30 protein-coding genes and 1 pseudogene are annotated in these 26516 nt (G+C 72.4%); 13 read left to right on the top strand and 18 right to left on the bottom strand.

Annotated features, from left to right (window positions below; all coding sequences use genetic code 11):
- Nucleotides 1–93 (top strand): annotated as a pseudogene (locus ACZ6Z8_RS31140) (IS982 family transposase); the annotation flags it as partial.
- A 12-nt stretch (nt 94–105) separates the two neighbouring features.
- On the opposite strand, the gene ACZ6Z8_RS31135 reads toward ACZ6Z8_RS31140, so the two are convergent.
- From ACZ6Z8_RS31135 to ACZ6Z8_RS31080, 12 genes are all read right to left on the bottom strand, one after another.
- Nucleotides 106–249: a hypothetical protein gene (locus ACZ6Z8_RS31135; protein ID WP_465613379.1), complete on the bottom strand. Its 144-nt coding sequence runs from the start codon at nt 247–249 to the stop codon at nt 106–108.
- Nucleotides 250–344: 95 nt separating this feature from the next.
- A complete protein-coding gene (locus ACZ6Z8_RS31130; protein WP_465613378.1) occupies nt 345–938 on the bottom strand; it encodes a hypothetical protein in 594 nt (197 codons plus the stop codon).
- Entirely contained in the window at nt 935–1612 is a 678-nt protein-coding gene (locus ACZ6Z8_RS31125; RefSeq protein WP_465613377.1) for a hypothetical protein, read from the bottom strand. Before ACZ6Z8_RS31125 ends, ACZ6Z8_RS31130 begins: the two co-directional genes overlap by 4 nt.
- Nucleotides 1602–2927: a WXG100 family type VII secretion target gene (locus ACZ6Z8_RS31120; protein ID WP_465613376.1), complete on the bottom strand. Its 1326-nt coding sequence runs from the start codon at nt 2925–2927 to the stop codon at nt 1602–1604. The genes ACZ6Z8_RS31125 and ACZ6Z8_RS31120 overlap by 11 nt, the downstream gene beginning before the upstream one ends.
- Complete coding sequence (locus ACZ6Z8_RS31115; protein ID WP_465613375.1) at nt 2924–3223, bottom strand: WXG100 family type VII secretion target; 300 nt, start codon at nt 3221–3223, stop codon at nt 2924–2926. The genes ACZ6Z8_RS31120 and ACZ6Z8_RS31115 overlap by 4 nt, the downstream gene beginning before the upstream one ends.
- A 113-nt stretch (nt 3224–3336) precedes the next feature.
- Entirely contained in the window at nt 3337–3828 is a 492-nt protein-coding gene (locus ACZ6Z8_RS31110; RefSeq protein WP_465613374.1) for a hypothetical protein, read from the bottom strand.
- An 88-nt stretch (nt 3829–3916) separates the two neighbouring features.
- Entirely contained in the window at nt 3917–4237 is a 321-nt protein-coding gene (locus tag ACZ6Z8_RS31105; protein WP_402820866.1) for a DMT family transporter, read from the bottom strand.
- A gap of 7 nt (nt 4238–4244) precedes the next feature.
- Nucleotides 4245–4919, bottom strand: coding sequence for an HAD family hydrolase (locus ACZ6Z8_RS31100; RefSeq protein ID WP_465613373.1), 675 nt, complete (start codon nt 4917–4919; stop codon nt 4245–4247).
- A 44-nt stretch (nt 4920–4963) separates the two neighbouring features.
- The gene (locus tag ACZ6Z8_RS31095; protein WP_465613372.1) at nt 4964–6061 is read right to left on the bottom strand and encodes an ABC transporter ATP-binding protein; all 1098 of its coding nucleotides are present in this window, start codon (nt 6059–6061) and stop codon (nt 4964–4966) included.
- 34 nt (nt 6062–6095) lie between these two features.
- Nucleotides 6096–6905 (bottom strand): ABC transporter permease, encoded by an 810-nt coding sequence (locus ACZ6Z8_RS31090; RefSeq protein ID WP_465613385.1) that lies wholly within the window; start codon nt 6903–6905, stop codon nt 6096–6098.
- Nucleotides 6905–7885 (bottom strand): ABC transporter permease, encoded by a 981-nt coding sequence (locus ACZ6Z8_RS31085; RefSeq protein WP_465613371.1) that lies wholly within the window; start codon nt 7883–7885, stop codon nt 6905–6907. The genes ACZ6Z8_RS31090 and ACZ6Z8_RS31085 overlap by 1 nt, the downstream gene beginning before the upstream one ends.
- 6 nt (nt 7886–7891) lie before the next feature.
- Complete coding sequence (locus ACZ6Z8_RS31080) at nt 7892–9064, bottom strand: ABC transporter substrate-binding protein (protein ID WP_465613370.1); 1173 nt, start codon at nt 9062–9064, stop codon at nt 7892–7894.
- 329 nt (nt 9065–9393) lie between these two features.
- On the opposite strand from ACZ6Z8_RS31080, the gene ACZ6Z8_RS31075 reads away from it, so the two are divergent.
- Complete coding sequence (locus tag ACZ6Z8_RS31075) at nt 9394–10188, top strand: GntR family transcriptional regulator (protein WP_465613369.1); 795 nt, start codon at nt 9394–9396, stop codon at nt 10186–10188.
- A gap of 16 nt (nt 10189–10204) precedes the next feature.
- Here ACZ6Z8_RS31075 and tmpA read toward each other — a convergent pair whose 3' ends face one another.
- Nucleotides 10205–11782, bottom strand: a complete 1578-nt coding sequence (gene tmpA, locus ACZ6Z8_RS31070; RefSeq protein ID WP_465613368.1) for a 2-trimethylaminoethylphosphonate dioxygenase — start codon at nt 11780–11782, stop codon at nt 10205–10207.
- 166 nt (nt 11783–11948) lie between these two features.
- On the opposite strand from tmpA, the gene ACZ6Z8_RS31065 reads away from it, so the two are divergent.
- Nucleotides 11949–12584, top strand: coding sequence for a hypothetical protein (locus ACZ6Z8_RS31065; protein ID WP_465613367.1), 636 nt, complete (start codon nt 11949–11951; stop codon nt 12582–12584).
- 56 nt (nt 12585–12640) lie between these two features.
- On the opposite strand, the gene ACZ6Z8_RS31060 is transcribed toward ACZ6Z8_RS31065, so the two are convergent.
- Both ACZ6Z8_RS31060 and ACZ6Z8_RS31055 read right to left on the bottom strand, forming a co-directional pair.
- Nucleotides 12641–12862 (bottom strand): hypothetical protein, encoded by a 222-nt coding sequence (locus ACZ6Z8_RS31060; RefSeq protein ID WP_465613366.1) that lies wholly within the window; start codon nt 12860–12862, stop codon nt 12641–12643.
- Nucleotides 12859–13218 (bottom strand): hypothetical protein, encoded by a 360-nt coding sequence (locus tag ACZ6Z8_RS31055; protein ID WP_465613365.1) that lies wholly within the window; start codon nt 13216–13218, stop codon nt 12859–12861. Before ACZ6Z8_RS31055 ends, ACZ6Z8_RS31060 begins: the two co-directional genes overlap by 4 nt.
- Nucleotides 13219–13326: 108 nt before the next feature.
- On the opposite strand from ACZ6Z8_RS31055, the gene ACZ6Z8_RS31050 reads away from it, so the two are divergent.
- From ACZ6Z8_RS31050 to ACZ6Z8_RS31040, 3 genes are all read left to right on the top strand, one after another.
- Nucleotides 13327–14154 carry a helix-turn-helix domain-containing protein gene (locus ACZ6Z8_RS31050; RefSeq protein ID WP_465613364.1) on the top strand — a complete coding sequence of 276 codons (828 nt, stop codon included), beginning with the start codon at nt 13327–13329 and terminating at the stop codon, nt 14152–14154.
- Nucleotides 14151–14357, top strand: coding sequence for a DUF397 domain-containing protein (locus ACZ6Z8_RS31045; RefSeq protein WP_465613363.1), 207 nt, complete (start codon nt 14151–14153; stop codon nt 14355–14357). Before ACZ6Z8_RS31050 ends, ACZ6Z8_RS31045 begins: the two co-directional genes overlap by 4 nt.
- Before the next feature lie 176 nt (nt 14358–14533).
- Nucleotides 14534–16174 carry an APC family permease gene (locus ACZ6Z8_RS31040; protein WP_465613362.1) on the top strand — a complete coding sequence of 547 codons (1641 nt, stop codon included), beginning with the start codon at nt 14534–14536 and terminating at the stop codon, nt 16172–16174.
- Nucleotides 16175–16291: 117 nt separating this feature from the next.
- On the opposite strand, the gene ACZ6Z8_RS31035 is transcribed toward ACZ6Z8_RS31040, so the two are convergent.
- On the bottom strand, nt 16292–17371 hold the full coding sequence (locus ACZ6Z8_RS31035) for a pyridoxal-phosphate-dependent aminotransferase family protein (RefSeq protein ID WP_465613361.1): 1080 nt from the start codon (nt 17369–17371) through the stop codon (nt 16292–16294).
- 329 nt (nt 17372–17700) lie between these two features.
- Here ACZ6Z8_RS31035 and ACZ6Z8_RS31030 point away from each other — a divergent pair, with 329 nt between their 5' ends.
- The 7 genes from ACZ6Z8_RS31030 (at nt 17701) to ACZ6Z8_RS31000 (ending at nt 23963) form a co-directional block, all read left to right on the top strand.
- Nucleotides 17701–18792, top strand: a complete 1092-nt coding sequence (locus ACZ6Z8_RS31030) for an amidohydrolase family protein (protein ID WP_465613360.1) — start codon at nt 17701–17703, stop codon at nt 18790–18792.
- Between the two features lie 72 nt (nt 18793–18864).
- On the top strand, nt 18865–19542 hold the full coding sequence (locus ACZ6Z8_RS31025; RefSeq protein WP_465613359.1) for a uracil-DNA glycosylase: 678 nt from the start codon (nt 18865–18867) through the stop codon (nt 19540–19542).
- A 166-nt stretch (nt 19543–19708) separates the two neighbouring features.
- Complete coding sequence (locus ACZ6Z8_RS31020) at nt 19709–20734, top strand: SCO1860 family LAETG-anchored protein (protein WP_465613358.1); 1026 nt, start codon at nt 19709–19711, stop codon at nt 20732–20734.
- 186 nt (nt 20735–20920) lie between these two features.
- The gene (gene glnII / locus ACZ6Z8_RS31015) at nt 20921–21943 is read left to right on the top strand and encodes a glutamine synthetase (protein ID WP_465613357.1); all 1023 of its coding nucleotides are present in this window, start codon (nt 20921–20923) and stop codon (nt 21941–21943) included.
- Nucleotides 21944–22084: 141 nt separating this feature from the next.
- Nucleotides 22085–22618: a hypothetical protein gene (locus ACZ6Z8_RS31010; RefSeq protein ID WP_465613356.1), complete on the top strand. Its 534-nt coding sequence runs from the start codon at nt 22085–22087 to the stop codon at nt 22616–22618.
- On the top strand, nt 22615–23154 hold the full coding sequence (locus ACZ6Z8_RS31005; protein WP_465613355.1) for a hypothetical protein: 540 nt from the start codon (nt 22615–22617) through the stop codon (nt 23152–23154). The genes ACZ6Z8_RS31010 and ACZ6Z8_RS31005 overlap by 4 nt, the downstream gene beginning before the upstream one ends.
- Entirely contained in the window at nt 23148–23963 is an 816-nt protein-coding gene (locus tag ACZ6Z8_RS31000; protein ID WP_465613354.1) for an MOSC domain-containing protein, read from the top strand. The genes ACZ6Z8_RS31005 and ACZ6Z8_RS31000 overlap by 7 nt, the downstream gene beginning before the upstream one ends.
- Here the strand turns inward: ACZ6Z8_RS31000 and cobC are convergent.
- Complete coding sequence (gene cobC, locus ACZ6Z8_RS30995) at nt 23929–25020, bottom strand: Rv2231c family pyridoxal phosphate-dependent protein CobC (RefSeq protein ID WP_465613353.1); 1092 nt, start codon at nt 25018–25020, stop codon at nt 23929–23931. The genes ACZ6Z8_RS31000 and cobC overlap by 35 nt on opposite strands.
- The gene (locus ACZ6Z8_RS30990; RefSeq protein ID WP_465613352.1) at nt 25017–26384 is read right to left on the bottom strand and encodes a cobalamin biosynthesis protein; all 1368 of its coding nucleotides are present in this window, start codon (nt 26382–26384) and stop codon (nt 25017–25019) included. The genes cobC and ACZ6Z8_RS30990 overlap by 4 nt, the downstream gene beginning before the upstream one ends.
- Between the last annotated feature and the right edge of the window lie 132 nt (nt 26385–26516).

The following is a 26516-nucleotide window of genomic DNA, read 5'->3' as shown; positions in this document are numbered from 1 at the left end:
GGCCAGCGGCTACTGGCGATGACCTGCGCGATCTGGCACAACCGGACCACAGGCCAGCCCGTGACCCGCTCACTGATCGCCTACGACCACTGACCGACTTCGGAACTACTCGTCTAGGGCGTGCCTGAGCTTGTCGAGCGCCTCCTTGAGCGCCTTGCTCTGGTTCTCGAAGGTCGGCGCGGCGTCCTTCAGTTCCCCCGGCCGGATCTTGAACTCCGGGCCACCGGCCTTCGCTGCGTCATCTGCCATCGAGTCAACCCCCGTACTGCCCGTTCATCAAAAAGTGCGAGAGACAGGACGGCCAGGCAGGGTGACGTGGTTTCAGCGCGGCGGCGTGGTTCGGGTCATACCGAGGAGGGTCGGTGGCGGGAGGCGAGGCCGATCCACAGCACTGCGGCGGAGGAGGCGAGCAGGACGGTGGCGGACCAGAGGAGGTCGGTCCCGAGGTCGATCTCTTCCGGGCGCTTGGGGCGGGCGGTGCCGTCGGGGGCGGTGCGGACGGCGACCTGGTCGCCGATCCGCAGGGCCTGGTCGCGCTGGTTGAGGGTGCCGCCGGGGACGGGGGTGCCGTCGGCGGTCACCAGGCGGTAGTCCCAGGAGGGGTCGCGGTTGCCAGGGGTGCGCTGCACGTCGACGACCCGGGCGGTCACCGTGGGGCCGGCGCTGAGCACCACGTCGTCGCGCACGTTGCCCGCCGCCGCTGCCGCGACGAGCATGGCGAGCGGGGTGATCAGGGCCGCGAGGCATCCGAGCGTGCCGTCGGCCAGGCGGCCGAGGCCCGCCGACAGGGCGGCGGTGCCGAGCACCAGGACGGCCAGGCCGGCCGGCCAGCCGTACGAGCCGTAGGCGGCGGCGATGCCGACGATGGACAGTGGCGCGGCGACCGCGAGGACGATGACCAGCGGGATCGAGCCGCGGCGGGGCGGAGCCGTGGTCATCCGAAGGCCTTCCGGATGGTGTCCCACTGCTCGGGCGGGAGGTGGTCGAGGCTCTCGTCCCGGGGTGGGTGGAAGGCGATGCCGCGGAAGGCGGTGGCCAGCAGGGGGAGCCACTCGTCCCAGTGGTCGATGTCCTCGGTGGTGAAGACGGCGGCGACCACGTGCGGGCTCCACGGGTACGGGATCAGCAGCTCCAGCTGGCGCACGGTGCTGACGGTGGAATCCGGCACGCCCCACACCGCGCCGGGGAGCGGGACGGTCAACTCCCGAGCGGCGAGGGCGGCGCGGCCGATCGGCAGCTCCACCACGCCGACGTCGGCGTCCGGCCACGCCGCAGCCAACTCCTCGGCGGCGCGGTCGGCGTAGGTGCCGCGCGGGCCGAGCTCCTGGGGGCGGACGAAGACGGCGAGCATGCCGTGGATCGGATCGCCGTCCTCGGCGCGGACCAGGCAGCTGGACAGATGGACTGCGCCCTCGCGCAGTTGGGCCTGGAGGGCGGTCTCCGCGGCGATCACCGCGCTGAGCTTCTGCTCGGGGATGGCGTTCGGGAAGAGCGCGTCCAGGCTCTCGGCGGCGTGAGCCATCCGGTCGCCGAGGTCCTCGGCCAGGTCGACGGGGGTGAAGCCCGCGGGCAGGGTCAGCCACAGTGCGGGGAAGGTGGTCTCAATGGGCATAGCCGGTCGCCCATCCCGTCACGCCGATCAGGTTGCCGAGGGCGGACACCGTGCCGACGACGGCGTTGGCCTTGCCGCCGCCGAACGCGACGCCGACCGAACCAACGACGTTGTTGGCTCCGGTGGTGTTGTTGACTGCACTGTTGAGGTCGTCGCTCGGGTTGTCCTGGGTGAGGGCGTACGCGGTTGGGGCGTTGAGCCCGGCGGTGGTGGCGGCCTGGACGCCGTCGGCGACGTCCATCGCGGTGGCCTTGGAAAGGCCGAGCTTGATCGCTGGCTTCTCAATCGCGGTGGTGAAGACCGGGTTGGCCGGGTCGACCGCGCGGGCGGCGGCACGGACCTCGGTCGTTCCGGCGGCGAGGGCCCCGCGTGCGCCGGAACCGGCGGCACTCGCCTCCCGGACGGCGGTAGCGCCCTTGGCGGCGACGCCCACCCCGGGGATCGCGCCCAGCACATCGCCGCCCAGGGTCAGCCAGTTGCCGATGTTCTTCCGCGGTGGCCACAGCTTGCCCTCGGCGGCGAACTTGGTTCCGTGCGCAAGTGCTGCCGCGCCGCTCAGCAGGATGGCCGGCAGGGCGAAGGCGGGGAAGAAGATCGCCGCGACGCCGCAGACGCCCGCGGCGACGGTGAGCAGGTCGGCGCCGTGGGTCTTCAGCCAGGTGCCGACCTTGCTGAGCCGGCCCGGCTCGGGCGGCGCCTTGCTGTCGGCGGCCTTGCGGATGGCGGTGGCGGTCCTGTGGGCGTCGGACCTGTGGCCCTCGGCGAGTTCACGGGCCTGGCTCCGCAGGCCCGTGAGGGTCGCGGTGGCGCTGCTGACGAGTTCGGCGGCCGCGTCCAGGTGGTTCCTGGCGGTGGTGTAGCGCTGTTCGGCGGCGGCGAGGGAGGCGGCGTCGGGGAAGCTCCGGCCGGCCAGTGCGAGGTCGGGGGCGGCGGCCGCGGTGCGGTGGGCTTGTTCGGCCTGTGCCTGGTCCTGCCGGGCGGTGACTGCGGCGCGGGCCAACTCGGCGGCCTTGGGCTGGTGTTCGGTGAGCGCCTGGTACCAGACGTCGAGGGCCTGGTAGGCGGCCGTGATCGAGTCGGCGGCGTCCTGGAGGTAGCCGGGGAGCTTGCCGAACCGGGCGGCGAAGGCCTTGGCGGCGTCGCCGGTCCACTGGCCCTGGTCGCCGGAGATCTGGGCCAGCGTGGTGTGGACGCCGGTGAGGTGCTGGGAGACCCGGCGCAGGCTGCTGCTGAGGCCGGCCACGGCGGCGGGGTCGCCCGGGGTGGGGTTGAAGCCGAGGCCGGACCAGTCGGGCGCGGGCTTGGGGTCGGTCATGACCGCCCCCGCGCGGGGGTGAGGGCCTTGGTGATGTCCTGCTCGGTGCCCGCGTAGGACCGCTGGACCTTCTCCAGGCCCTCGTCGAGGACCTTGACGCACTCCCGGACCTTCTTGAGGCCGTACTCCCACTTCTCCTGGAAGTGCTTGCCGGCGTCCTCCAGGAAGTCGAAGCCGAGCCCGTCGCGGCTCGCCTCCTTGAGCGCCTTCAGCCCCTGGTCGAGCTCGTCCCCGCAGCCCTTGAGGTCCTTGGCGAGCTTGGCGAGGAATTCGGGACTGACCGTGAAATCGGCCACTTTCTCCCCCGATGCGTCGGTTGTCGGACCGGCCGAGCATAACGCCGTTCGGTACGTGGGCGATCCGTGTTCCGGGGGCGGTCACACCTACGGGGGAGGAAGCGGCCGGTGGGTCAACGCCGCCAGAAGCCGCGCTTCTTCGGGGCGGTGAGGTCCACCACCGCGGCGACGAAGAGTTCGGCGACCGGGGCGGGCCCGGGGCCGTGGTTGAGGTGGCTCTCGGTGGTCCACTCGCCGAGGACGGTGCCGGGGCTGCCGTCGAAGGGGTTGATCGCGTGTTCCAGGGTCAGGTAGCGGACGGCCTTGGCGCCCTTGGGCAGGACGGAGGCGCAGAAGTACGCCTCGGTGGTGCCGGCCGGGGTGGGCAGGGTGATCAGGAGCAGGCGGGTGCCGTCGACCTCGACGTGACGGCAGTCGAGGCCCTGGCTGGGCAGCCGGTCCTCGGGCGGGAGGGTTTCGCCGAAGCTGTCCCAGAGCTTGGTGAAGGCGGGCAGCAGGCTGTCGCCGTTCGGCGCCGGACTGGTCACCTGGGCGCCGAACTTCAGCAGCTGGCGCGGGAGTTCGCGGTGCGCGTAGCGGTAGTGGTGCGGTCGCGGGTTCGTCATGGGGACACGGTAGCGAACGGGCCGGGCCGGGGCGTCGGTGCGTCCGACGTCCCGACCCGGCCCGTGGTCAGCGAGATCTGACGACCCGTCAGTGACTTCCCTTGAGGTTGAGCACGACCACCCCGACGATGATCAGCGCGATCCCCAGGATCTGCAGCTTTCCCAGTGACTCGCCGAAGGCCACCACGCCGATCCCGGCGACCGCCGCCGTCCCGGCCCCCGACCAGACCGCGTACGCGACCGAGACCGGTATGTGCTTGAGCGCGCGGCCGAGCAGGAAGAAGGACAGCGCGTAGCCGACGCCCACCCCTAGGCTGGGCCAGAGGCGGGTGAACCCCTCGGTGAGTTTGAGGCAGCTGGTGGCGCAGACCTCGCTCAGGATGGCGAGGGTGAGCAGAACGTAGGGCATGTCGCTGTCAAACGGCCGGGGTGGCGCAGAGCTTCCCCAGCAGCGCGAGGTCGGCCTGTTCCAGGCTGTCCAGCAGGGTGATCCGCCCGCCGTCGGGCATCGGGACGGCGGTCGAGGGCACGGCGAGCACCGCGCAGCCGGCCGCGGCGGCGGAGGCGACCCCGGTCGGGGTGTCCTCGACGGCGACGCAGGCGGCCGGGGCCAGGCCGAGCCGCTCGGCGGCGGCCAGGTACGGGTCGGGCGCGGGCTTGGTGCGGGCGGTGTCCTCGGCGGCCAGGGTGACGGCGAACCAGTCGCGGCCGATGGAGGAGAGGACGAGGTCCACCACCTGGCGCGGCGAGGCGGAGACCAGCGCGGTGGGCACCCGGGCCTCGCGCAGGGCGGCCAGCAGGGCGAGCGCGCCGGGGCGGGGCACCGTCTCGGCGGCGACCTTCCCGGCGAAGGACTCGCCCAGCCGGGCGGCGAGTTCGGCCTCGGGGAGGGTGGTGCCGCTGACCCTGTGCAGGTGGGCGGCGGTGTGCTCGACGGCCTGGCCGAGCACCTCGGGCGCGTCCCGGTCGGTGAGCGGGTGGTCCAGTTCCTCGGCGAGTTCGGCGGCGGCCTGCCACCACAGTTGCTCGGTGTCGACCAGGGTGCCGTCCATGTCGAAGAGGACGGCGGCGGGCAGTGCGGATCCAGGCATGGCGGTACCTTCGGTGGTTCTTCGTCGGTGCGGGGAAGAGGTTCTCAGGCGGCGCGGCGGTCCACCAGCACCGGGCGCTCCGGCAGCGTGAGCCGGGCACGGGAGCCGGCCGGCAGGGCGGCGGCGGCCTCGGTGGGCAGGTCGGCCTTGACCTCGGTGCCGTCGTCCAGGCGGACGGTGAGCCGGGTGACGGCGCCCAGGAAGGACGCGGTGACCACCAGCGCGGGGCCGGTCGCGTCCGGGCTGAGCAGGACGTTCTCCGGGCGGACCAGCACCTGCAGTTCGCCGTCGGCCGGGACCTCGCCGTCGACCGCGTGCCGGCGGCCGAGCACCTCGACGCCGTCGGAGGCGCGGGTGCACGGGATGCGGCTCATGGTGCCGACGAACTCGGCGACGAAGGCGGTGGCCGGCCGGCCGTACAGCTCGGACGGGGTGGCGCACTGCTCCAGCCTCCCGGCCCGCAGCACGGCGACCCGGTCGGCCATCGACAGCGCCTCCTCCTGGTCGTGGGTGACGAACAGGGTGGTGATGCCCAGCTCCTGCTGGAGGCGGCGGATCTCCTCCCGCAGCTGGAGGCGGACCTTGGCGTCCAGCGCGGACAGCGGCTCGTCGAGCAGCAGCACGCGCGGCTGCAGGGCGAGCGCGCGGGCGAGCGCGATGCGCTGCTGCTGGCCGCCGGACATCTGGTGCGGGTAGTGCTCGGCGCGGTGCGGCAGGCCGACCAGCTCCAGCAGCTCGTGGGCGCGCTGGCGGCGCTCGGCCTTGCCGGTGCCGCGCATCCGCAGCCCGAAGGCGACGTTGTCCAGCGCGGTCAGGTGCGGGAAGAGGCTGTACGACTGGAACACCATGCCCGCGTCGCGCTTGTGGGCGGGGATCGCGGTGATGTCCTGGCCGTCGACCAGCACCTCGCCGGAGTCGTGCTGCTCGAAGCCGGCCAGGATGCGCAGCGCGGTGGTCTTGCCGCAGCCGGACGGGCCGAGCAGGGCGAGCAGTTCACCGGGCCGGACGGTCAGGTCCAGGCCGTCGAGTGCGGTGGTGGCGCCGAACGCGCGGCGCAGCGAGCGGAACTCGACGGTGGCGCTGCCCGAGGTGCTTCCGGGGGCGAGCGGGGCGCCGTTCGCGAGGGCGGTGGCCGTGGTCATGGCTGGTAACTCCTGGAGAGCAAAAGGGGGTTGGTCAGGACCGGGCGGCCTTGCGGCCGCGGCCGACGGCGGACATCAGCAGCAGGACGAGCCAGACGATCAGCAGGCTGAGCATCGAGACCGCGACGGACATCTGGCCGTCGCTCTTGCCGTTGGAGTTGATCCACACCGAGAAGGGGGAGAAGCCGAGGATGGAGGCGGTGGTGAACTCGCCGAGCACCAGGGCGACGGTGAGCACGGCGGCGTTCAGCAGCGAGCTGCGCAGGTTGGGCAGCACGACGGTGAACACCGCGCGCAGCCAGCCGGCCCCGCAGTTGCGGGCGGCCTCGACCAGGGTGACCACGTCCACGCCGCGCAGGCCGGCGTCGATCGCCCGGTAGGCGAACGGCAGCGCCATCAGCACGTACGCGATGACCAGGACGACCGGGAAGTTCGGGTCCTGGAGGGCCACCACGGTCTGGAAGAACGGGGTGTCCTGGAGGTAGTCCGGGCCCCAGCGCAGCACGCCGATGATGCCGGTGGTGAGCGCGACGACCGGGACGACCAGCGGCATCGAGCACATGATCTCGATCACCGGGCGCAGCTTCGGCGCGCCGAGCCGGGCGGCGAGCACGGCCGGGACGAGCAGGAGCAGCAGCACCACCACGGTGACGGCGGCGAGTTCGAGGCTGAGCACCAGGCTGTCGGTGAAGCCGGGGGCGTTCAGCAGCTCGGTGTAGGCGCGGAAGGTGGTGCCGCCCTTGTTGTCGTCGACGCTGAACCACAGCGAGGCGGCCATCGGCACCGCGAAGTAGATCCCGCAGATCAGCAGGACCAGGCCGCGGCCGAAACGGATGCGATTGATCAGGCGAGCCACTTGGCACTCCGGCGCTGAAGGGGCAGGTACAGGGCCATCACCAGGCAGGCGACCACGATCATGTCGAGGCCGAGGGCGAGGGCGAGGTTGCCCTGGCCGACCAGGACGTTGCCGGACAGCGCGTCGCCGATCTGCATCGAGATCAGTGGCACCGAACTGCCCACCATGGCCTCGGCGGTGGCGTACGCGGCGAACGAGGCGCCGAACAGCAGCACGAAGCCGCCGAGCAGCGAGGGCAGCAGGACGGGCAGGGCCACGTGTCGCCAGTACTGCAGGGAGGTGGCGCCGTTGTTGGACGCGGCCTCGCGCCACTGGGACTTCAGGCCTTCCAGGGCCGGGGTGATGGTGATGACCATCAGCGGCACCAGGAAGTAGAGGTAGACCACCGACAGGCCGGAGAAGGTGTAGAGGTTCCAGCCGTGCTCGGTCAGGCCGAGCTTCTTGGTGACCTCGCCGGAGTTGCCGAGGGTGGCGACGAACATGAAGGCCAGCGGGACGCCGCCGAAGTTGGCGAGTACGCCGGAGGCGGACATCACGGCCTCGCGGAAGGCCCGGAACCGGGAGGTCGCCACGGCCTGGGCCAGCGGCAGGCCGACCACGGTGGCGATCAGCGCGGTCAGCAGGGAGAGCTTCACGCTGCCCCACAGGGCCGTCCAGTACGCGCCCTGGAGGGAGCCGGTGAGGTTGTCCGTGGTGAAGGTGCCGCCGCCGTCGGGGGCGTCCGAGGAGGTGGTGAAGGCGCCGATGGCGATCGCGACGGCCGGGAGGCCGAAGCCGATCACGAAGAAGAGCACCAGGGGGAGGGCGGCGAGCCAGGCGCGGCTGCCGCCGGTCCGGCGCTTGGCCGGACGGGGGGCCGCGGTGGCCGTGACGGCCGGGGCGGTGGGGGAGGAGGCGGGGCCGGGGGCGCCCCCGCCGCTCTGGGCGGCGGAGGCGGCGGCCGGCACCGGGGTGGGAGCCGTGGTCATCTCAGGTCAGCCCGCGATCGCCTTGGCCCAGTTCTCGGTCACGACCTTCTTGGCCGCGTCCGTCTGGTCCTGGGTCGGGAAGGTGGTGAAGGGCTTCTCGACGGTCGGCAGCTTGGCGGCGGCGGTCGCGTCCAGGGTGCCGGCGGTCTTCATGGCGTCGAACAGGGCGGGGGTGGCGTAGCCGCCGAGGAAGCCGTTCTGGCCCTGGGTGCTGTAGAGGTACTCCTCCCACAGGCGTGCGGCGGCCGGGTGCGGGGCGTCCTTGTTGATCGCCTGGTTGTAGTACTGGGCGTAGGAGCCGTCCGCGGGGATGGCCACCTGCCAGTCGATGCCCTTGTCCTTGAACTTGTCGCTGTAGCCGGCGTTCAGGTACGACCAGTCGATGCTGATCGGGGTCTCGCCCTTCTCGATGGTCGCCGGGGTGACCTCGACCGGGTTGAAGTTGCCGGCCTGCTTGACCTTGCCGAAGAAGTCGATGCCGGGCTGGATGTTGTCCAGCGAGCCGTTGTTGGCGAGCGCGGCCGCGTAGACGGCGCCGAAGGCGGCACCGGCCTTGGTCGGGTTGCCGTTCAGGGCGACCATGCCCTTGTAGTCGGGCTTGAGCAGGTCGGCGAAGGTCTTCGGGCAGACGGAGACCTTCTTGGCGTCGCAGCCGATCGACATGTAGCCGCCGTAGTCGTTGTAGCTCAGGCCGTTGGCGTCCTTCATGGTGGCCGGGATCTTGTCGAAGTCGGTCACCTTGTAGGGGGCGAGCAGGCCCTGCTTGCCGGCGCTGATCGCGAAGGCCGAGCCGAGGTCGACGACGTCGGGGGCGCGGTCCTGGCCCTTGCGGGAGGTGACCGCGTTGATCTCGTCCTGGCTGGAGCCGTCCGGGTTCTCGTCCTCGATGTCGATGCCGTACTTCGCCTTGAAGTCGTCCATCAGCTTGCCGTAGTTCGCCCAGTCGCGGGGCAGCGTGATGACGTGCAGCTTGCCCTCCTTCTTGGCGGCGGCGACCAGCGCGTCCATGCCGCCGAAGTCGGCGACCGAGGTGGCGGTCTTGGCGCTCTTGCCGCCCGCGAGGTCGTTGCTGCCGGCCTTGGTGGAGGAGGAGCCGGCGGAACCGCAGGCGGTGAGGGACAGCGCGGCGGCGGTCAGAACGGCCGCGAAGGCGGCGGAGCGGGCGCGGTGCACGGACACGGGTCAGTCTCCTGAGACGGGGGAACTGCAAGCGGGTGTCTTGAACGGGGGATCAGCCGGGTGGCGGGGTCCGGAGTCGTCCGAGAAGGGTTCGGAACCGTCCGAGTTGACTAGCCAACTTCGCTGACGTGGGTAAGTAACCCGAAGTTCGGTGACGGGAAGGTGAACGGACGGCCCAGAGCCGGGGTCGGCTGCGGGAACGGTGGAATCCGGCCATTCGAGCGTGATCCGTTCGGTGCGATGCTCGAACCGCGCAGCGGGATAAGGTCGGGCTGTCCGCGCCGGTACGGCTGCGCAGGACACCGCCCCGGGAGGGACAATTGAGTGACGTGGCAGTAGAGGCCGGGCGCTCCGTCGAGCGTGCGAACGGCGAGCGTGCGACCGGCGCCCTGTACCGCAAGGTCGCCGCCGATCTGCGCGAGGCCATCACCACCGGCGCGTACGGCGAGGCCGGCCGGCTGCCCGCCGAGGGCGCGCTCGCCGAGCAGTACGGGGTCTCCCGCGGGACCGTCCGCCAGGCGCTCGCCGTGCTGCGCTCCGACGGGCTGGTCACCTCCCGCCGCGGCACCCGGCGGGTGGTGCTCGGCGGCGCCCGGGTGCAGAGCTTCTCCGAACTGCTCAGCTTCACGCACTGGGCGTACTCGATGGGCGAGGAGCCCGGCGGCATCCTGGACTCCCTGGTGCGCCGCCCGGCCGACGCCGCCGAGCGCGAGCAACTGCGCCTGGAGCCCGGCGCCGAGGTGTACGTGACGGTCCGGCTGCGGACCCTGTCCGGCACGCCGGTGATGGTCGAGCGCACCATCTACCCGCCGCGGGTCGGCGAGATCGTCGCCGAACTGCCGCCGGACGTGGTCTCCCACACCGAGGTGCTGCGCGAGCACGGGATCCTGTTCACCGACGCCGACCACACCATCGACATCGTCGCGGCCAACGCCGAGGACGCCCGGCTGCTCGGCTGCCGCCGGGGCGGCCCGCTGCTGCGCGAGCGGCGGCGTACGACCGACCCGACCGGCACGCCGGTGGAGTGGTCCCAGGACCGCTACCTGCCCGGGACGGTGGCCTTCAGCGTGCACAACTCGCTGGCCACGTCGGCGCTTTCGCGGCACGCCCGGGAGCTGGACTGAGGCCCCGGGCGCACGGTCACTTCATGAGCGAGGCGAGCAGCCGGCGGTAGTGGTCGAAGTCCGGTGTCCTCATGTTCGGCTCCTTGGCCTGCTCGTCCCAGCGACGGACGGCCACCGCGTCGCCCGCGCCCGGGAGTCGGGCGAAGGCGGCGGCCTCGCGGTCGTCCATCGGGCCGCCCTGGACGGTGAGGGTGTACTCGGAGGCGGGGGAGAGCTCGGCGCGGTAGCCGGGCTCGACGGCGCAGAGGTAGCGCTTGGCGGCCACGTGCAGCCGGACCGGCTCGGTGACCTCCGGGCCGAACCAGCGGGCCAGCCAGTCGGCGCCGCTGTCGCTGTGGCGGTTGTCCTCGCCCCGCATCAGGTCGCGTCCGTGCAGGGCGCCGTGGAAGTGCCCGACGTCGTGCAGCAGGGCGGCGGCGACGAGATGGTCCGGCGCCCCGGCCGCCTCGGCAGCGCCGGCGGCCTGGAGCATGTGCTCGGCCATGGTGACCGCCTCGCCCAGGTACTCCCCGGCGCCCTCGCCCGCGAACAGCTCGGCCAGCTCGTCCAGGGCGGCGGCGCGGCGGTCCAGGACGGTGAGGGTGCTGTGCAGGGCGTCCAGGTCGGCGTAGCAGCCCTGGAGGTGGCGGCGGCCGTCCTGCTCGAAGGCGGTGCGGGCGTGCAGCAGGCGGGTGTTGTCGAAGATCAGGCAGTCGCCGGGGTCCAGGCGGAAGGTGAGCTGGAGCTCGGGGCGCAGGGTGATCGCGGCGAGGCGGCGGTAGGCGGTGTAGAAGGCCTCGCGGTCGGTTCCGCGCAGGGTGCCGATCGACCGGTTGTTGAAGCGGACCTCGCGGATCCGGCCGAGCGGGTCCACGTCGATCAGCGGACGGTCGGCGCGCAGTTCGGTACGACGGTCGCGGAAGACGAAGGGGACGGGCGTGCGGGTGAGGGTCGCGAAGTCCTCGGGGCACTCGTCCCGGAGGATCGCGGCGGCCTTGAAGCCGTCGACCAGGCCGGAGTCACCGCCGGTCGCCGAGTTCTCCAGGCAGTGCAGGAGCTGGAGGGTGGGGACCGGGTCCCGGTAGGGGTTGTCGGTGTGCGGGGCGATGGCCCTGTTCGTGAACGCGAGGTTGTTCGGGTCGGGCTCGACCCGGACGTCGAACAGCTCGCCGTAGTTGGTGACCCGGACGTAGCCGAAGCTCTCGGCCACCCGCAGCACCTGGCGCTCCACGGTGGGTACTCCGCGCAGCAGCGCGAAGCCGCTGCGCCGTACGGCGGCGAGGACGGCGGCCTGCTCGGCGGGGTCGGTGAGGTAGGCCTGCCAGTCGGCCTCGGGGATGCCGCGCGAGAAGTCGGCGGCGGTCCAGAGCCGCTTGCCCTGATCGGTGCGGCCGTCGCCCCCTTCGTCGGGGTCGTGCAGCCAGGTGAGCGGGTAGCGGGAGCGGTGGCCGTCCGACCAGAGCACCTCCAGGTTCCCGTCCAGCTCGCACTGTGCGGCGATCGCGAGGTCCCCGGGCAGATCGTCGATCTGGAAAAGCTTCTGCCCGTTGCGCGGGTCGCGGCACCCGGCGCAGGGGCAGTTGTCGCGCAGCCAGTACGGCGGCAGCTCGGTCACGGGTCTCCTTCTGGGATGAGTTGTATAGCCAACTTCACCTCTTGCTGGGAGCCTGCCGCTTCCCGGTGAGTTCCGCGTGCCGACCGGATGAACGTCCGGGGAACGGTCCGTCGAGATCGCTGTCAAATCCCTTGCGCCGACGGCTTCGAGCTGCTCGGATATGCCGGTGCCCGATCAAGATCCACACCAGGACGTCGACGCCCTGGTGGACATGACCCCCGTCGCTCCCATTCCGACCGCGCCCCCACCGCCGGGCTCGCGCCAGCGGCTCTGGCTGACCCTGGGCGCCCTCGGGTTCGCCGCCTTCATCGCCCTCGCGCTTGCCTTCGCCCACGACACGGCCGACCTCCGTGCGTACCGCTACGGCCCGCCGGAGGAGTTCCTGGGGCTGCCGCGCGTCCCCGAAGCACAGCTCTTCAAGCCGTCGACGGTCGCCAGGGACGCGAAGGTCACCGGCTACCAGACCTCGGACAGGTCGCGCAGCGTCGCCGTCACCGTCCGCGAGCTGCCCATCGTCTCGCCCTCGGCGGTGATCGACACGGTGATCACCGAGTCGACCACCGGCTTCCACGTCGAGAACGTGCGCACCGTCGACCCGGGTGAGCGCGGCGGCGTCATGAAGTGCGGCCACGCCGGCGGCATGAAGAAGGCGGGGAAGCCCCAGGACATGGCCTTCTGCGTCTGGGTCGACGGCAGCATGTGGGCCGTCTACCTGGAGCACGGCGACGACATCACGCTCGACACGGACGACCTGGCCAACGACGCCCGCAAGTTCCGCCACCTCGCGGAGGTACGGGCCTGACTCGGCGCGGTCCCTCGGTGCGGCCCCGTCCTGCTCGGCAGGTCGGGGCCGCACCGCTACCGGGGGTCGCCGGGCGGGACGACCTCCGGGGGCGGGGGCGTCCGCTCGTTGGCGCTCACCCAGCGCTCGGCCTGGTCGTACGAGTAGAAGCGGAGCGGTTCGGGACGGGGCGGGAGCGCCTTCACCAGGTGGCCGGTCCGGTGGTCGTGGATGACCCAGACCGGGTAGTCGGCCCCGCCGGGGGCGTCGACAGGAACGATCCCGTAGCGGCTGTTCACCGGGGGGCCACCTGGAGGAAGCCGCCCGCCTTCTCGACCTGGGCGGCGAACTCGTCGAACTCGCCGTCGATGGGGGAGATGGCGGTTCTGGAGGGGGCGAGGATCGCTCCGGCGGTCCGGTCGCTGATGGTCCGCAGCGCGGCGAGGAGCAGGGGACGCTGCTCCGGGGGCTTCTCGGTCTCGTCGTCCAGGACGGTGAGGGCGACGGCCCAGTTGTGGGCGAGCGCGTAGCTCTCGCAGGTGCGCATCTCCAACTCGGGGAAGGTGGAGGTGGGTTTGGCCAGGTAGATCACCACCTGGAAGCGCTCGGTGGGGATCTGGGGCGAAGGGGCCGGCGGGATGTGGTGCAGCTTCAAGGCCCGCTCCTCTCAGTAGTGAGATGACTACCCGGGGTGCCAACTGTGGTCTATGCTCGGAGGGTCTTCAAGCTGTCAAAGTTGCTCGAAGAGTGGGGATCACGGTCCATGAACAAGGTCGAGCTCGACCCCGACGGGGGCCCGACGGCGAAGTTCGGTGTGTTTCTCCGCACTTCACGAGAGGCACGGGGGTGGACCCAGGACGATCTGGCACAAGTCATCGGCTACTCCGCGACGCACGTGTCGGCCGTAGAAACTGGTCGGAGGCCCCCAACGCCGCGTCTGGCTCGCGAACTTGACAGGGCGTTTGGGTGGGACCGCGTGTTCGTCCGCAGGGCCCTCGACATCAAGACCTCGGCACTCCTCGAAGGGTTCCCGCAGTATGTGGCGCGGGAGTCGAAGGCCGTGGAGCTGAGGCTGTTCACACTCGGGATCGTGCCGGGTCTGCTTCAAAGCGCGGACTACGCAACAGCCATCGCGGCGGGAGCGGTGCGCCGAGGCAGCATCACGCAGAGTCAGGCGGATGAACGAGTGGCCTACCTTGCGCGTCGACAGGCCAACCTGCGTCGAGAGCCTTCGCCGTTGATCCACGTTGTCCTGGACGAGAGCTGCATTCGTCGGCCGGTCGGCGGCCCCGCGGTCATGGCTGCCCAGCTGGATCAGCTTGTTGAGTTCGCTGGGATGCCCAACACGATGCTCCAGGTGGCTCCTTACGCCATAGGGGAAGACCGGTCGTTCGACCTGCCGGTGAACATCCTCACCCTTCCCGACCGGTCCCTGGTCTCCTATGCCGAATCGGCGCAGCAGGGGCACTTGGAGCAGGACAGTGGCGCAGTGCTGCCAGTACTCACGGCCTACTATCAGCTTCAGGCTCTCGTGCTCTCGCAAGCTGAGTCCGTGGCCCTGATCAAACGGCTGAGGGAGGAACTACCGTGACTGCGGATGAACCCGTGTGGTTCAAATCTTCGTACAGCAGCAACGGCGGCGACTGTGTGGAGGTAGCGGGGAACTCGGTCGCCTCCGGCGTCGTCCCCGTCCGTGACTCGAAGGACCCCTCGGGCCCGTCCCTCGTCTTCCCTGCTGACGCTTGGTCGGCCTTCGTCTCCGCCGTCCGAACCGGGGAATTCGGGGCCGTCTGAGCGAATGGGTGACGGGCCCGCCCCGAGGGCTCTCGGGGCGGGCCCACATGCTCTAAACCCTGCGACCGTTCGGGTGAGGGGGCTGGTCGGAGGGTGTTTCGGGGCGGAGGGTCCAGCCTCGGCTGCGGCACTGTCGGGGTGGATCTCCCTCCCCCGACACGAGAGGCGGCTGTGCCATGGCCCATCCCGGTACCACCTCATCGCCCCCCACGGGGCACAGCGGGCTGAAGCGTGAGGTCGGCCTCGCCGGGCTGCTCTGGGCGTCGGTCGGTGCGATCATCGGGTCCGGCTGGCTGTTCGGGGCGCAGAAGGCCGCGGTGGCGGCCGGGCCCGCCGCCCTGCTCTCCTGGGGCATCGGCGCGGTGGCGATCATCCTGCTGGCGCTGATCCACGCGGAGCTCGGCGGGCTGTTCCCGGTCGCCGGCGGCACCGCGCGCTACCCCCACTACGCCTTCGGCGGCTTCGCCGGGATGTCGTTCGGCTGGTTCACCTGGCTCCAGGCGGCGACCATCGCGCCGATCGAGGTGCAGGCGATGATCAACTACGCCCAGCACTGGTCCTGGGCGGACGGCTTCCTGAACAAGGACCTGACGCTGACCGCGACGGGATTCGTGGTCGCGGCCGCGTTGATGGGTGTGTTCGTCGCGATCAACTTCCTCGGTGTCCGCCTGCTCGCCCACACCAACAGCGCCGCCACCGTCTGGAAGGTCGCGGTCCCGATCCTGGCGATCTTCGCGCTCGGGCTCACCGAGTTCCACGGCTCCAACTTCACCGTCCACGGCTTCGCGCCGGACGGCTCCAAGGGCGTGCTGGCGGCGATCAGCAGCAGCGGCGTGATCTTCGCCCTGCTCGGCTTCGAGCAGGCCATCCAGTGGGCGGGGGAGAGCCGCAACCCCCGCAAGGACATCCCCCGGGCGGTGCTCGGCTCGGTGGTGATCGGCACGGTCATCTACCTGATGCTCCAGGTGGTGTTCATCGGCGCGCTGCCGGCGGAGACCATCGCGGGGGGCTGGAGCAAGCTCACCTACCCCGGCATCAGCGGCCCGTTCGCGGGCCTCGCGACACTGATCGGCCTGGGCTGGCTGGCGACGGTCCTGTTCATCGACGCGGTGATCTCGCCCGCCGGCACCGGGCTGGTCTACATCACCTCCAGCTCGCGGGTCACCTACGGCCTCAGCCGCAACGGCTACGCGCCGCAGGCCCTGCAGTACACCGACCGCAATTCGGTGCCCTGGCTCGGCCTGCTGATCGCCTGGGTCGCCGGCGTGGTCTGCTTCCTGCCGTTCCCGAGCTGGCAGAAGCTGGTCGGCTTCATCACCTCGGCCGTCGTGCTGATGTACGCGGGCGCACCGCTGGCCTTCGGGGTGCTGCGCAAGCGGCTGCCGGGGATGGAGCGCTCGTACCACCTGCCCGGCGGCACGATCATCTCGCCGATCGCCTTCGTGGTGGCGAGCCTGGTCATCTACTGGGCCGGCTGGGACACCCTGTGGCGCCTCGGGCTGGCGATCGTCATCGGGTACCTGCTGCTCGGCGGGTATTCGGTGTACGCCGCCTCGAAGGGGGTGCCGAACGCTCCGCGGATGGACTTCAAGGCGGGGCAGTGGCTGCCCGTCTACCTCGTCGGGATGGGGATCATCTCCTGGCAGGGGACCTTCGGGGTGGGCGCCCAGGGGAACCTGCCGCTGTGGTGGGACATCGGGGTCGTGGTGGTGTTCTCGCTGATCATCTACTACTGGGCCCTCGCGGTGGCCCTGCCGGCGGAGGAGATCGAGCGGAACATCCGGGGCGTCGAGGTGGTGGACGCGGGCGGGCACTGAGTCACCGGTACGGAAGTGGCCCCGGTCTGCCGACCGGGGCCGTTCGTCGTCCCGGACTTCCGTCCCGGAGTTCCGTCTCGGAAATCCCGTCTCAGAGTTCCGTCTCGGAATCCCGTCTCAGACGGTCGCCGCCCAGGCCGCCTCGGCGGCCGCCAGGGCCGGCGCGGCGTCGGCCTTCGTCGCGTCGGCGAGCGTGGTCAGGCAGGTGCGGACGGTGTCCAGCGAGGCTGCCCGGCCGTAGTGGTTGACCCGCAGCATCTCGGCCGCCAGCGCGCCGCCGCCGGGCTGGATCGGCAGCGCCGGGTCGAGGGTGGCGGCGAGTTCGGCCGCGTGCAGGCCGGCCGGGGTGCGCAGGGTGGTGGCGACCGGGGCCGCGTGGGCGTCCTCGTGGACGTACGGGCTGAGCGTGCCGAGGGCGCGCACGCCGGCCCGGGTGGCGGCGGAGGCGGCGCGGTGGCGGGCGATCACGGCGGGCAGGCCGTCGGCGGCGATCCGGTCCATGCAGGCGCCGAGCGCGAGCATCTCCAACTGGGCCGGGGCGTGCGGGAGTACGGTGCGGCCGGCGTCGGTCCAGCGCTCCTTCCAGTCGAGCAGGGACAGGTAGGAGCGGCGCGGGGCGGCCGGGTTGGCGGCGATCCGCTCCCAGGCGCGCTCGGAGACGGACACGGCGGAGACCCCGGCCGGGCCGCCCATCGCCTTCTGGCCGCCGATCACGCACAGGTCGATGCCCCACTCGTCGGTGAGCAGCGGCTCGGCGGCGACCGAGGCGACCGCGTCGAGCATCAGCAGTGCGCCGTGCTCGCGGACCACGGCGGCGATCTCGGCGACCGGGTTGGTGTTGCCGGTGGCGGCCTCGGCGTGCACCAGGGAGACGAAGTCGATCTCGGGGTGGCTTTCGAGTGCCTCGGCCACCTGCCCGGCGCTCACCGCGCTGTCGAAGGGCACGGCGAGGTCGACGACGGTGGCGCCGCAGGAGCGCAGCCAGTTGCCGAAGGTCTGCCCGTACGGGCCGGTGACGATGTTGAGCGCGGTGGAGCCGGGGTGGGCGGCGCCACGGATCGCGGCCTCCAGCGGGAGCAGGGCCTCACCCTGGGTGACGATCACATCGGCCTCGGTGTGCAGCAGCGCGGCCACCTGGTCCTCGATCGCCGCGAACCCGGCGGCGCTGAGCGGGGGGAGGTCGAGGAAGGGACTCATGCGCCCGCCTCGCTCCGCTCGGCAGGGGCATTCGCCCACGCGCGCCTTTTGATGATTCGCTCGCTGCGCTCGCTCATGCGCCCGCCTCGCTCCGCTCGGCAGGGGCATTCGCCCACGCGCGCCTCTTGATGATTCGCTCGCTGCGCTCGCTCATGCGCCCGCCTCGCTCCGCTCGGCAGGGGCATCCGCCCACGCGCCCCTCTTGACGGTTCGCTCTCTGCGCTCGCTCACGGTTTCGATGCCTTTCGCCGCAGGGGTGGTGGGTGCGGCAACGAGTCTGCCGCATTCTCGCTGCTTACACGGAACGCGCCCGTCGGTAGAGTGCGGCCATGAGTGATGGCGCGGTGCTGCACGTCCGGGGACGGGTGCTGGTCGGTCCGGAGGAGGTCCGGGACGAACTCTGGGTGGTGGACGGCCGGGTGAGCTTCACCCGCCCGACGACCGCCGGGGACGTCCGGACGGTCACCGGCTGGGTGCTGCCCGGTCTGGTGGACGCGCACTGCCATGTCGGACTGGACGCGCACGGCGCGGTGGACGCCGAGACCAGTGAGAAGCAGGCGCTCACCGACCGTGACGCCGGCACCCTGCTGATCCGCGACGCCGGCTCGGCCGCCGACACCCGCTGGATCGACGAGCGCGAGGACCTGCCCCGGATCATCCGGGCCGGCCGGCACATCGCCCGCACCCGCCGCTACATCCGCAACTACGCCCACGAGATCGAGCCCGGCGACCTCGCCGCGTACGTGCGGGCCGAGGCCCGGCGCGGCGACGGCTGGGTGAAACTGGTCGGCGACTGGATCGACCGGGAGCGCGGCGACCTCGCCGCCTGCTGGCCGGGCGACGCGCTGGCCGAGGCGATCGCGGCGGCGCACGAGGAGGGTGCGCGGGTCACCGCGCACTGCTTCGCGGCCGAGTCGCTGCCGGACCTGCTGGCGGCCGGGATCGACTGCGTCGAGCACGCCACCGGACTGACCGAGGAACTGATCCCGGTCTTCGCCGAGCGTGGTGTGGCCATCGTCCCGACGCTGGTCAACATCGCCACCTTCCCGCAGCTGGCGGCCGGCGGGGAGGCCAAGTTCCCGGCCTGGTCGGCGCACATGCGGCGGCTGCACGAGCGGCGCTACGACACCGTCGGCGCCGCGCACGACGCGGGCATCCCGGTGTTCGTCGGCACGGACGCGGGCGGCTCGCTGGCGCACGGGCTGGTCGCGGACGAGGTGGCGGAGCTGGTGAGGGCGGGGCTGAGCCCGGCCGAGGCGCTGTCGGCGGCGAGTTGGGGAGCGCGGGCGTGGCTCGGGCGGCCGGGGCTGGAGGAGGGCGCGCCGGCCGACTTCGTGGTGTACGGGGAGGACCCCCGGGCGGACGTCCGGGTGCTGGCGGACCCGCGCCTGGTGGTGCTGCGGGGGCGGCCGGTGGGGTGAGCGTCCGCCCTGGTCGGGCGCGTGATCGTGCGTGGTGACGCCCTGTCGGTATCGGCCGATAGGGTGACGCCCATGGCACCGCGTCCACTGAATGAGATCGTCGAGCCCGGTTGGGCCGCAGCCCTGGAGCCCGTCGCCGGACGGGTCGCCGCGATGGGCGACTTCCTGCGCGCCGAGATCGCCGCAGGCCGTACCTACCTGCCCTCCGGGCCGAACGTGCTGCGGGCCTTCCAGCAGCCCCTCGCCGACGTGCGGGTGCTGATCGTCGGGCAGGACCCCTACCCGACCCCCGGCCACGCCGTCGGGCTCAGCTTCTCGGTGGGGCCGGAGGTGCGGCCGATCCCGGCGAGCCTGATCAACATCTTCCAGGAGTACGGCAACGACCTCGGCCTGCCGCAGCCGTCCAACGGAGACCTCACCCCGTGGACGAAGCAGGGGGTGCTGCTGCTCAACCGGGCGCTGACCACCGCCCCGCGCAAGCCCGCCGCGCACCGGGGCAAGGGCTGGGAGGAGGTCACCGAGCAGGCGATCCGGGCGCTGGTGGCGCGCGGCGGCCCGCTGGTGGCGATCCTGTGGGGCCGTGACGCCCGCAACCTGCGGCCGCTGCTCGGGGACGTCCCGGCGATCGAGTCGGCGCACCCGAGCCCGTACTCGGCCAGTAGCGGCTTCTTCGGCTCGCGGCCGTTCAGCCGGGCGAACGAGCTGCTGGTGCGGCAGGGGGCGCAGCCGGTGGACTGGCGTCTGCCGTAGGCGAGTTGGCGCGTCCGGGCGCCGCCGCGCTAGCCCGTAGCAGATCGGGGTCAGTGCGGAACGTCAAACTCACTCCAACGGGTGAAATGACATTCCGTGGTGCTCATGTGACGGATTGTTCGAGAAGACTGGCGGCTCATCGTTTCATCTGTGTGGGGGTCCCGCCATGTCTTCTCGTCGAATCGTTTCTGCTGCCGCCGCCACGGTGGCGTGCACACTGCTCACCGCCGGGCCCGTCCAGGCCGCTCCTTCGTCGGGTGCCTCCTCGTCGGGTGCCTCCTCGTCGGGTGCCTCCTCGTCGGGCGCCTCCTCGTCGGGCGCCTCCTCGCCGGGCGCCTCCTCTCCGGGCAAGGCACGTGCCGTCACCGCCGAAGTCGCCCTGGACGTCAAGCTGTTGAACAACGCCGTCGACGTCCCGGTGGACATCGCGCTCAACAAGGTGGAGACACCCGCGCAGAGGGACGGCTCCGTCCTCACCGCCAAGGTGGACGGCGTCGACCAGCGCGGCCCGGTCGAACTGGTCAAGGCCGATGTCGGCAAGTCCGTCACCCGCTCCGACGCCAAGGGCACCGCCGCCTCCGTCAAGCTGGTCAACGCCGACGTGCACGCCCCCGGCCTGCCCGCCACCGCGCTGCTCGGCCTGGAGGCGATGAGCGCCGAGGTCACCTGTCCGGTCGACGGGCAGCCGACCGCGAACGTGATCGCGCCCGCCAAGCTGACCGTGCTGGGCAAGCCCGTCACCGTCGGGCTGTACGGCCCGACCAAGGTGGACGTGCCGCTGGTTGGCAGCGTGGCGGTGGAGTTCTCCAAGAAGACCACGACCACGACCACCGCCGCCGCCTCGGCCCTGGAGGTGCAGGTGGAGGTGAACCCGCTGAACCTGAACGTCGCCAAGGTCACCGGCACGGTCACCGTCGCCTCGGTGAGCTGCGAGAAGCCCGCCGCTCCCGCCCCCACGGACACCCCGAGCACGGCGCCCAGCGCCCAGCCGGTCGCCGACACCACCACCTCGCGGGCCGCGGTGCCCCAGGCGGCGGTGGAGCGGACCGGGAAGCCCGAGGCGCTCGCCAGCACCGGCGGCAGCAGCGCGACCGGCCCGCTGGCCGCCGGGGCCGCCGCCCTGGTCGCGGGCGGCGCGGCCGCGCTGTGGGCCACCCGGCGCCGCCGGGCCGCGCACGCCCGCCGGCACTGAGCACTCCCGCGGGCCGCGCCCGGCCACCCGGAGCGGTGCGGGGTGCCGCGCCCGGCACTCCCGCACCGTGACCGTGCCAACGCGGACGGTTGGTTCACATGCGCGTTACACGAGAGGAACAACCGGGAAACGGCCGCTTGCGACGCTACGCGGGCACCCACCACCCAGCAATGCGAGGGACCAGCCGTGGCAATCAAGGCCGAGTACATCTGGATCGACGGCACCAAGCCGACCGCGAAGCTCCGTTCCAAGACTCGCGTCCTGCCGAACGCCGACAAGATCCCGACCTGGGGCTTCGACGGTTCCTCGACCAACCAGGCCGAGGGCCACGCCTCGGACCGCGTGCTGGAGCCGGTGAAGGTCGTCAAGGACCCGATCCGCGGCGGCGACAACATCCTGGTCCTCTGCGAGGTCCTGGAGACGGACGGTACCCCGCACGAGTCCAACACCCGCGCCCTGCTGCGCGAGGTCGCCGAGAAGTACGCCGCTCAGGAGTCGATCTTCGGCATCGAGCAGGAGTACACCTTCTTCAAGGGCTCCCGTCCGCTCGGCTTCCCGGAGGGCGGCTACCCGGCCCCGCAGGGCGGCTACTACTGCGGTGTCGGCGCCGAGGAGGTCTTCGGCCGCGAGATCGTCGAGCTGCACCTGGACCGCTGCATCGACGCCGGCCTGGCGATCTGCGGCATCAACGCCGAGGTCATGCCCGGCCAGTGGGAGTTCCAGATCGGCCCGGTCGACGCGCTGACCGTCTCGGACGACCTGTGGATCGCCCGCTACCTGCTCTACCGCACCGCCGAGGAGTTCGGCATCGACGCCACCCTGGACGCCAAGCCGGCGCGTGGCGACTGGAACGGCGCGGGTGCGCACACCAACTTCTCCACCAAGGCGATGCGCGAGGGCTACGACGCCATCATCACCGCCTGCGAGTCGCTCGGCGCCTCCCAGGAGAAGGTGCTGGAGCACGTCAACCAGTACGGTGACGACATCCAGTCCCGCCTGACCGGCAAGCACGAGACCGCCCCGTGGAACGTCTACAGCTACGGCGTCTCCGACCGCGGTGCCTCGGTCCGCATCCCGTGGCAGGTCGAGGTGGAGAAGAAGGGCTACATCGAGGACCGCCGCCCGAACGCCAACGTCGACCCCTACGTCGTCACCCGCCTCCTGATCAACACCTGCTGCGAGGCCCTGGAGAAGGCCGGCCAGGTCTGATCCGCCCCCGAGGCACACGTCGCCCGCAGGCCCTCCCCCACCGGGGGAGGGCCTGCGGCCGTTGGGAAGGGCCTGCGGGCGGGCGTTGCGGCTCCGTCAAATCGCTGGTCAATCCCGGTTGTCCACCGGACAATTCACGGCATGACCCGACAGCCGCTGCTCCTGCTCGACGTGGACGGACCGCTCAATCCCTATGCCGCGCCGAGGCTGCGGCGGCCGGCCGGGTACCGCAGCCATGAGCTGATGCCCACGTGGTGGGCGGAGCGGCAGGCGCGGCGGGCGGAGGGGGAGGCGAAGCCGCTGCGGGTGTGGCTGAACCCGGCGCACGGGGTGGAGCTGCTGGCGCTGCCGTACGAGCTGGTGTGGGCGACCGGGTGGATGGAGGAGGCGAACACCCACATCGGGCCGAACCTCGGACTGCCCGAACTCCCGTACATCCGCTGGACGGAGATGTTCGGGGAGGACCCGGACGGGTTGCACTGGAAGACCAGGGACGTGGTCGCCTGGGCGGAGGGGCGGCCGTTCGTCTGGGTCGACGACGAACTGGGGCCGCAGGACGCCGAGTGGATCGAGGTGAACCACCCCGGTCCGGCGCTGGTGCTGCACGTCAACCCCCGCAACGGCCTGCGGGCAGAGGACTTCGCGACCCTGCGGGACTGGGCGGCCGCCGCATGACCGGGCGACCGCTGCTCCTGCTCGACGTGGACGGACCGCTCAATCCCTATGCCGCTCCGGACAGTCGGTGCCCGGAGGGGTACGGGACCCATCGGCTGCTGCCGGAGTCCTGGGTGGCGCGGCACGCGCCGCTGCCGCGGGAGCAGGTCGAGCCGCTGCGGGTGTGGCTGAACCCGGCGCACGGGTCGGCGCTGCTGGCGCTGCCGTACCAGCTGGTGTGGGCGACCACCTGGATGGACGAGGCGAACAGCCTGATAGCCCCGCGGGTCGGGCTGCCCCAACTCCCGTACATCCCCTGGACGGAGATGTTCGCAGAGGACCCGGACGGGCTGCACTGGAAGACCAGGGACCTGGTCGCCTGGGCGGACGGGCGGCCCTTCGTCTGGCTGGACGACGAGTTGGGGCCGCAGGACATCGAGTGGATCGCGGCGAACCATCCGGGAGAGGCGCTGCCGCTGTGGGTCGACCCCCGGGCGGGGCTGCACGAGCTGCACTTCGCGGCGCTGCGCGAGTGGGCGGAGGACGCGCCGTGCTGATCGGTCATGTGGAGCGGCTGCGCCGCTACCCGGTCAAGTCGCTGCTGGGGGAGGAGCTGTCGGCGGCGGAGGTGTCCGGGCGCGGGGTGGCCGGGGACCGTGAGCGTGCGCTGCTGGACCTGGCGACCGGGCGGGTGGCCAGCGCGAAGCACCCCCGGCTGTGGGCGGCCCTGCTGCGGTACTCGGCGGCGGCCACCGCGGACGGCGGGGTGGCGATCACCGGTCCGGACGGGCGGGCCGCGGACGAGGCGGAGCTGTCCGGGGCGCTCGGCCGCAAGCTCGCCCTGATCACCGAGCGCCCGCCCGGTGCGGCGGTCGAGCGAGCCGTGCCGGAGGAGGTGCTGGCGCGCGGGATCGAGGCCGAAGTGCCGGTGACGGTCAACGAGTTGGGGCGGGCCGCACCGGAGGGCGGCTTCTTCGACTTCGCGCCCGTGCACCTGATCACCGACGCCACGCTGCGCGCCGTCGGCGTCGAGGCCGAGCGCTACCGGCCCAACCTGGTGCTCTGCACCGGGGGCGAGGGGTTCGTCGAGAACGCCTGGGTGGGGCGGGAGCTGGCCGTCGGGGAGACGCTGCGGCTGCGTATCGTGGCGCCCACCCCGCGCTGCGCCGTCCCCACCCTGCGGCACGGCCCGCTGCCCCGCCGGGCGGAGGCGCTGCGGGTGCCGGCCGAGCGCAACCGGCTGGTCCCGCTGGAGGGGATGCCGGCGCTGCCCTGCGCGGGGGTGTACGCGCAGGTGCTGGCGCCCGGCCGGATCGAGCCCGGCGCCGAGGTCAGGCTGGACCGAGCACGGCCTCCAGGGCGTTGAGGAAGCGGTCGGTGGTCTCCTCGTCCCGCACGGCGATCCGCAGCCATTCCTCGCCGAGGCCTGGGAAGGTGTCCCCGCGCCGGACGGCGAAGCCGTGCTCGCGCAGCCGCTCGCGGACGGTGGCCGCGTCCGGCAGCCGGACCAGGACGAAGGAGGCGGCCGGTTCCCCGTACATTCGCAGCGCCGGGAAGGCGGCCAGTCCCTTCACCAAGTACGCGCGCCGGAGGGCGAGTTCGGCGGCCGCCCGCTCCGCCTCGGCCAGCGCCGACGGACCGCTGCACACCTCGGCGGCGACCAGGGCCGGGGTGGAGACCGGCCAGAGCGGCTGCGCGGCGCCGAGGGCGGCGATCAGCGGCGCCGGCCCGAGCACGTAGCCGATCCGCAGCCCGGCCAGGCCCCAGGTCTTGGTGAGGCTGCGCAGCACCACGACCCGGCCGGGCAGGTCCCGGACCGGGGCGAGGGACTCCCGCTCGCCGGGCACGGTGTCCATGAACGCCTCGTCCACCACCAGGGTGCGCCCGGGCCGGGCGAGCGCGGCGACGGCCTCGGCGGGGTGCAGGACGGAGGTCGGGTTGGTCGGGTTGCCGAGGACGACCAGGTCCGCCTCCTCGGGGACGGTGCCCAGCCGGAAGCCGTCCCCGGGGGAGAGCAGCGCCCGGTGCACCCGGTGGCCGGCGTCCCGTAGGGCCGCCTCCGGCTCGGTGAACTGCGGGTGCACGACAATGATGTGACGAGGAGTCAGAATCCGTGCGAGCAGGACGAAGGCCTCCGCCGCGCCGGAGGTGAGCAGCACCTCCTCGACCGGACGCCCGTGCCGGGCGGCCACCGCGGCTCGGGCGGCGGTCTGGTCGGGGTAGGCGGCGAGGTCGCCGAGGGTGGCGGCCAGGCGTTCGCGCAGCCAGGTCGGGGGCGTGCCGGTGCGGACGTTGACGGCGAGGTCGACCAGGCCGCGCCCGTCCGCCCGTACCTCGGCGTCGCCGTGGTGGCGCAGGTCGGGCTCGTGCGCGGTCGCCTCGTGGGCGGTCGTCTCCCGGGCGGTCGTCTCCTGGGCGGTCATGCGGAAGCCTCCGGCAACCCGGGCACCCGCAGGACGTCGTACGGCCCGGGCGGCACGGTGAGCCCCGCGCCGTCGCCGAGCGCGACCAGGGCCACGGCGTGGCCGTGTGCGGCCAGGGTGACGGCCGCCCCGATGTGGTCGACGACCTGTCCGGTGCCGTCCGTCGCCACTCCGGCCCAGTCCAGCACCACTCCGCGAGTGCTCCGGATCGACCCGGGCTCCGGGACCGCGACCTGTCGCGTCCCCGGCCGGAGCAGCGCGGCCACCGCCTCGACCGCCTCCGGCCGGCCCACCACCGCCGAGGCGCGCCGCAGTTCCTCCAGTGCGCGCGGCACCAGCAGGTCGTGCGCCCCGGGCCCGAGGCCGACCAGCGCCAGCCGTCCGCGCACCGCGGCCCGGGCGATGGCCACCGTGGCCGTCGCCGACTTCCGCTTGGGGACGACGAGTTGGCCGCCGCCGTGGCCGCTGTCGGCGCTGGCCAGTGCCGCCGCCTCGGCGACGCTCGCCGTGCCGACCGCCGTGCCGACGGCGTCCGACGGGTTCGGCACCGTGAGCCGCGCCAGCTCCTCCGCCGGATGCTCCTCCACCGGCACGTTCAGGCAGCGCGCGGCCCAGCGCACCGCCGGGTGGTCCGCCTTGCCCGCCACGGTGGCCACCCGGGCGATGGCCGAGCGCAGGTACCCGGTCTCCTTGAGCACGTCCATCAGCAGCCGCATGGCCTCGGCCGCGTCGGTGCCGCTGCCCGCACCGATGCCGACGACCAAGGTGCGCGGGACGACCAGCAGGTCGTCGCCGTCCGGGTCCTCCCGGTCGGTGACCCGCAGGACCGGGGCGTCCCCGGGCGCGTCCGGCCGGACGTTCGGGGGCAGCGCGGGCAGCGGGTACGGCACCTCGGTGACCAGCCGGACGGGACGTCCGTCCGCCGTCGCCTGTGCGGCGGCATCGGCGCCGGCCCGGTAGTGGCGCACGGCGTGCGGGGTCAGGACGTCGAGCGGGTTCCCGGGGGCGGGCAGCGAGCTGGTGAACACCGGGGTGACCCCGAGGGCGGCCGCCACCTCCCGGGCCAGTTCCTCGGCCGAGTCGGCGAGGCTCAGCGGGATCACCCAGCGCCGTCCCGGATCCACGCAGAGCACCTCGGCGCCGCGCGGGACGTCGACGCCGTCGGTCAGCAGCCGGACGACGGTGGCGAGCGAGCCGACGGCGATCACCTGCCGGTGCTGGTTGAGGGCGAACTGCATCGCCTCCGGTGCCTGGAAGCAGTTGCCGCGCGAGGCCCGGTAGACGTGGCTGCTCTCCGGCCAGAGGGCCTGCAGTTCGTCGGCCAGCGGGCGGCCCGGCCCGTAGATGGCGACCAGTCCGATCACGTACCGCACTCCTTGCCGTCCCCGGCCCTACGCTGACGGGCCCCCGTGATCCCACCACGTGCGGTCGAAAGGGGTCAATCGCGGCGCGTGTGACATCCGACGCGGCGCCGAGTTGCTCCGTACCGCAACCGC

The sequence above is a fragment of the Kitasatospora sp. NPDC101108 genome, assembly GCF_055584725.1.
Note: the sequence above shows the minus strand (reverse complement) of the source record. Positions and strands in the feature narration are given on the sequence as shown.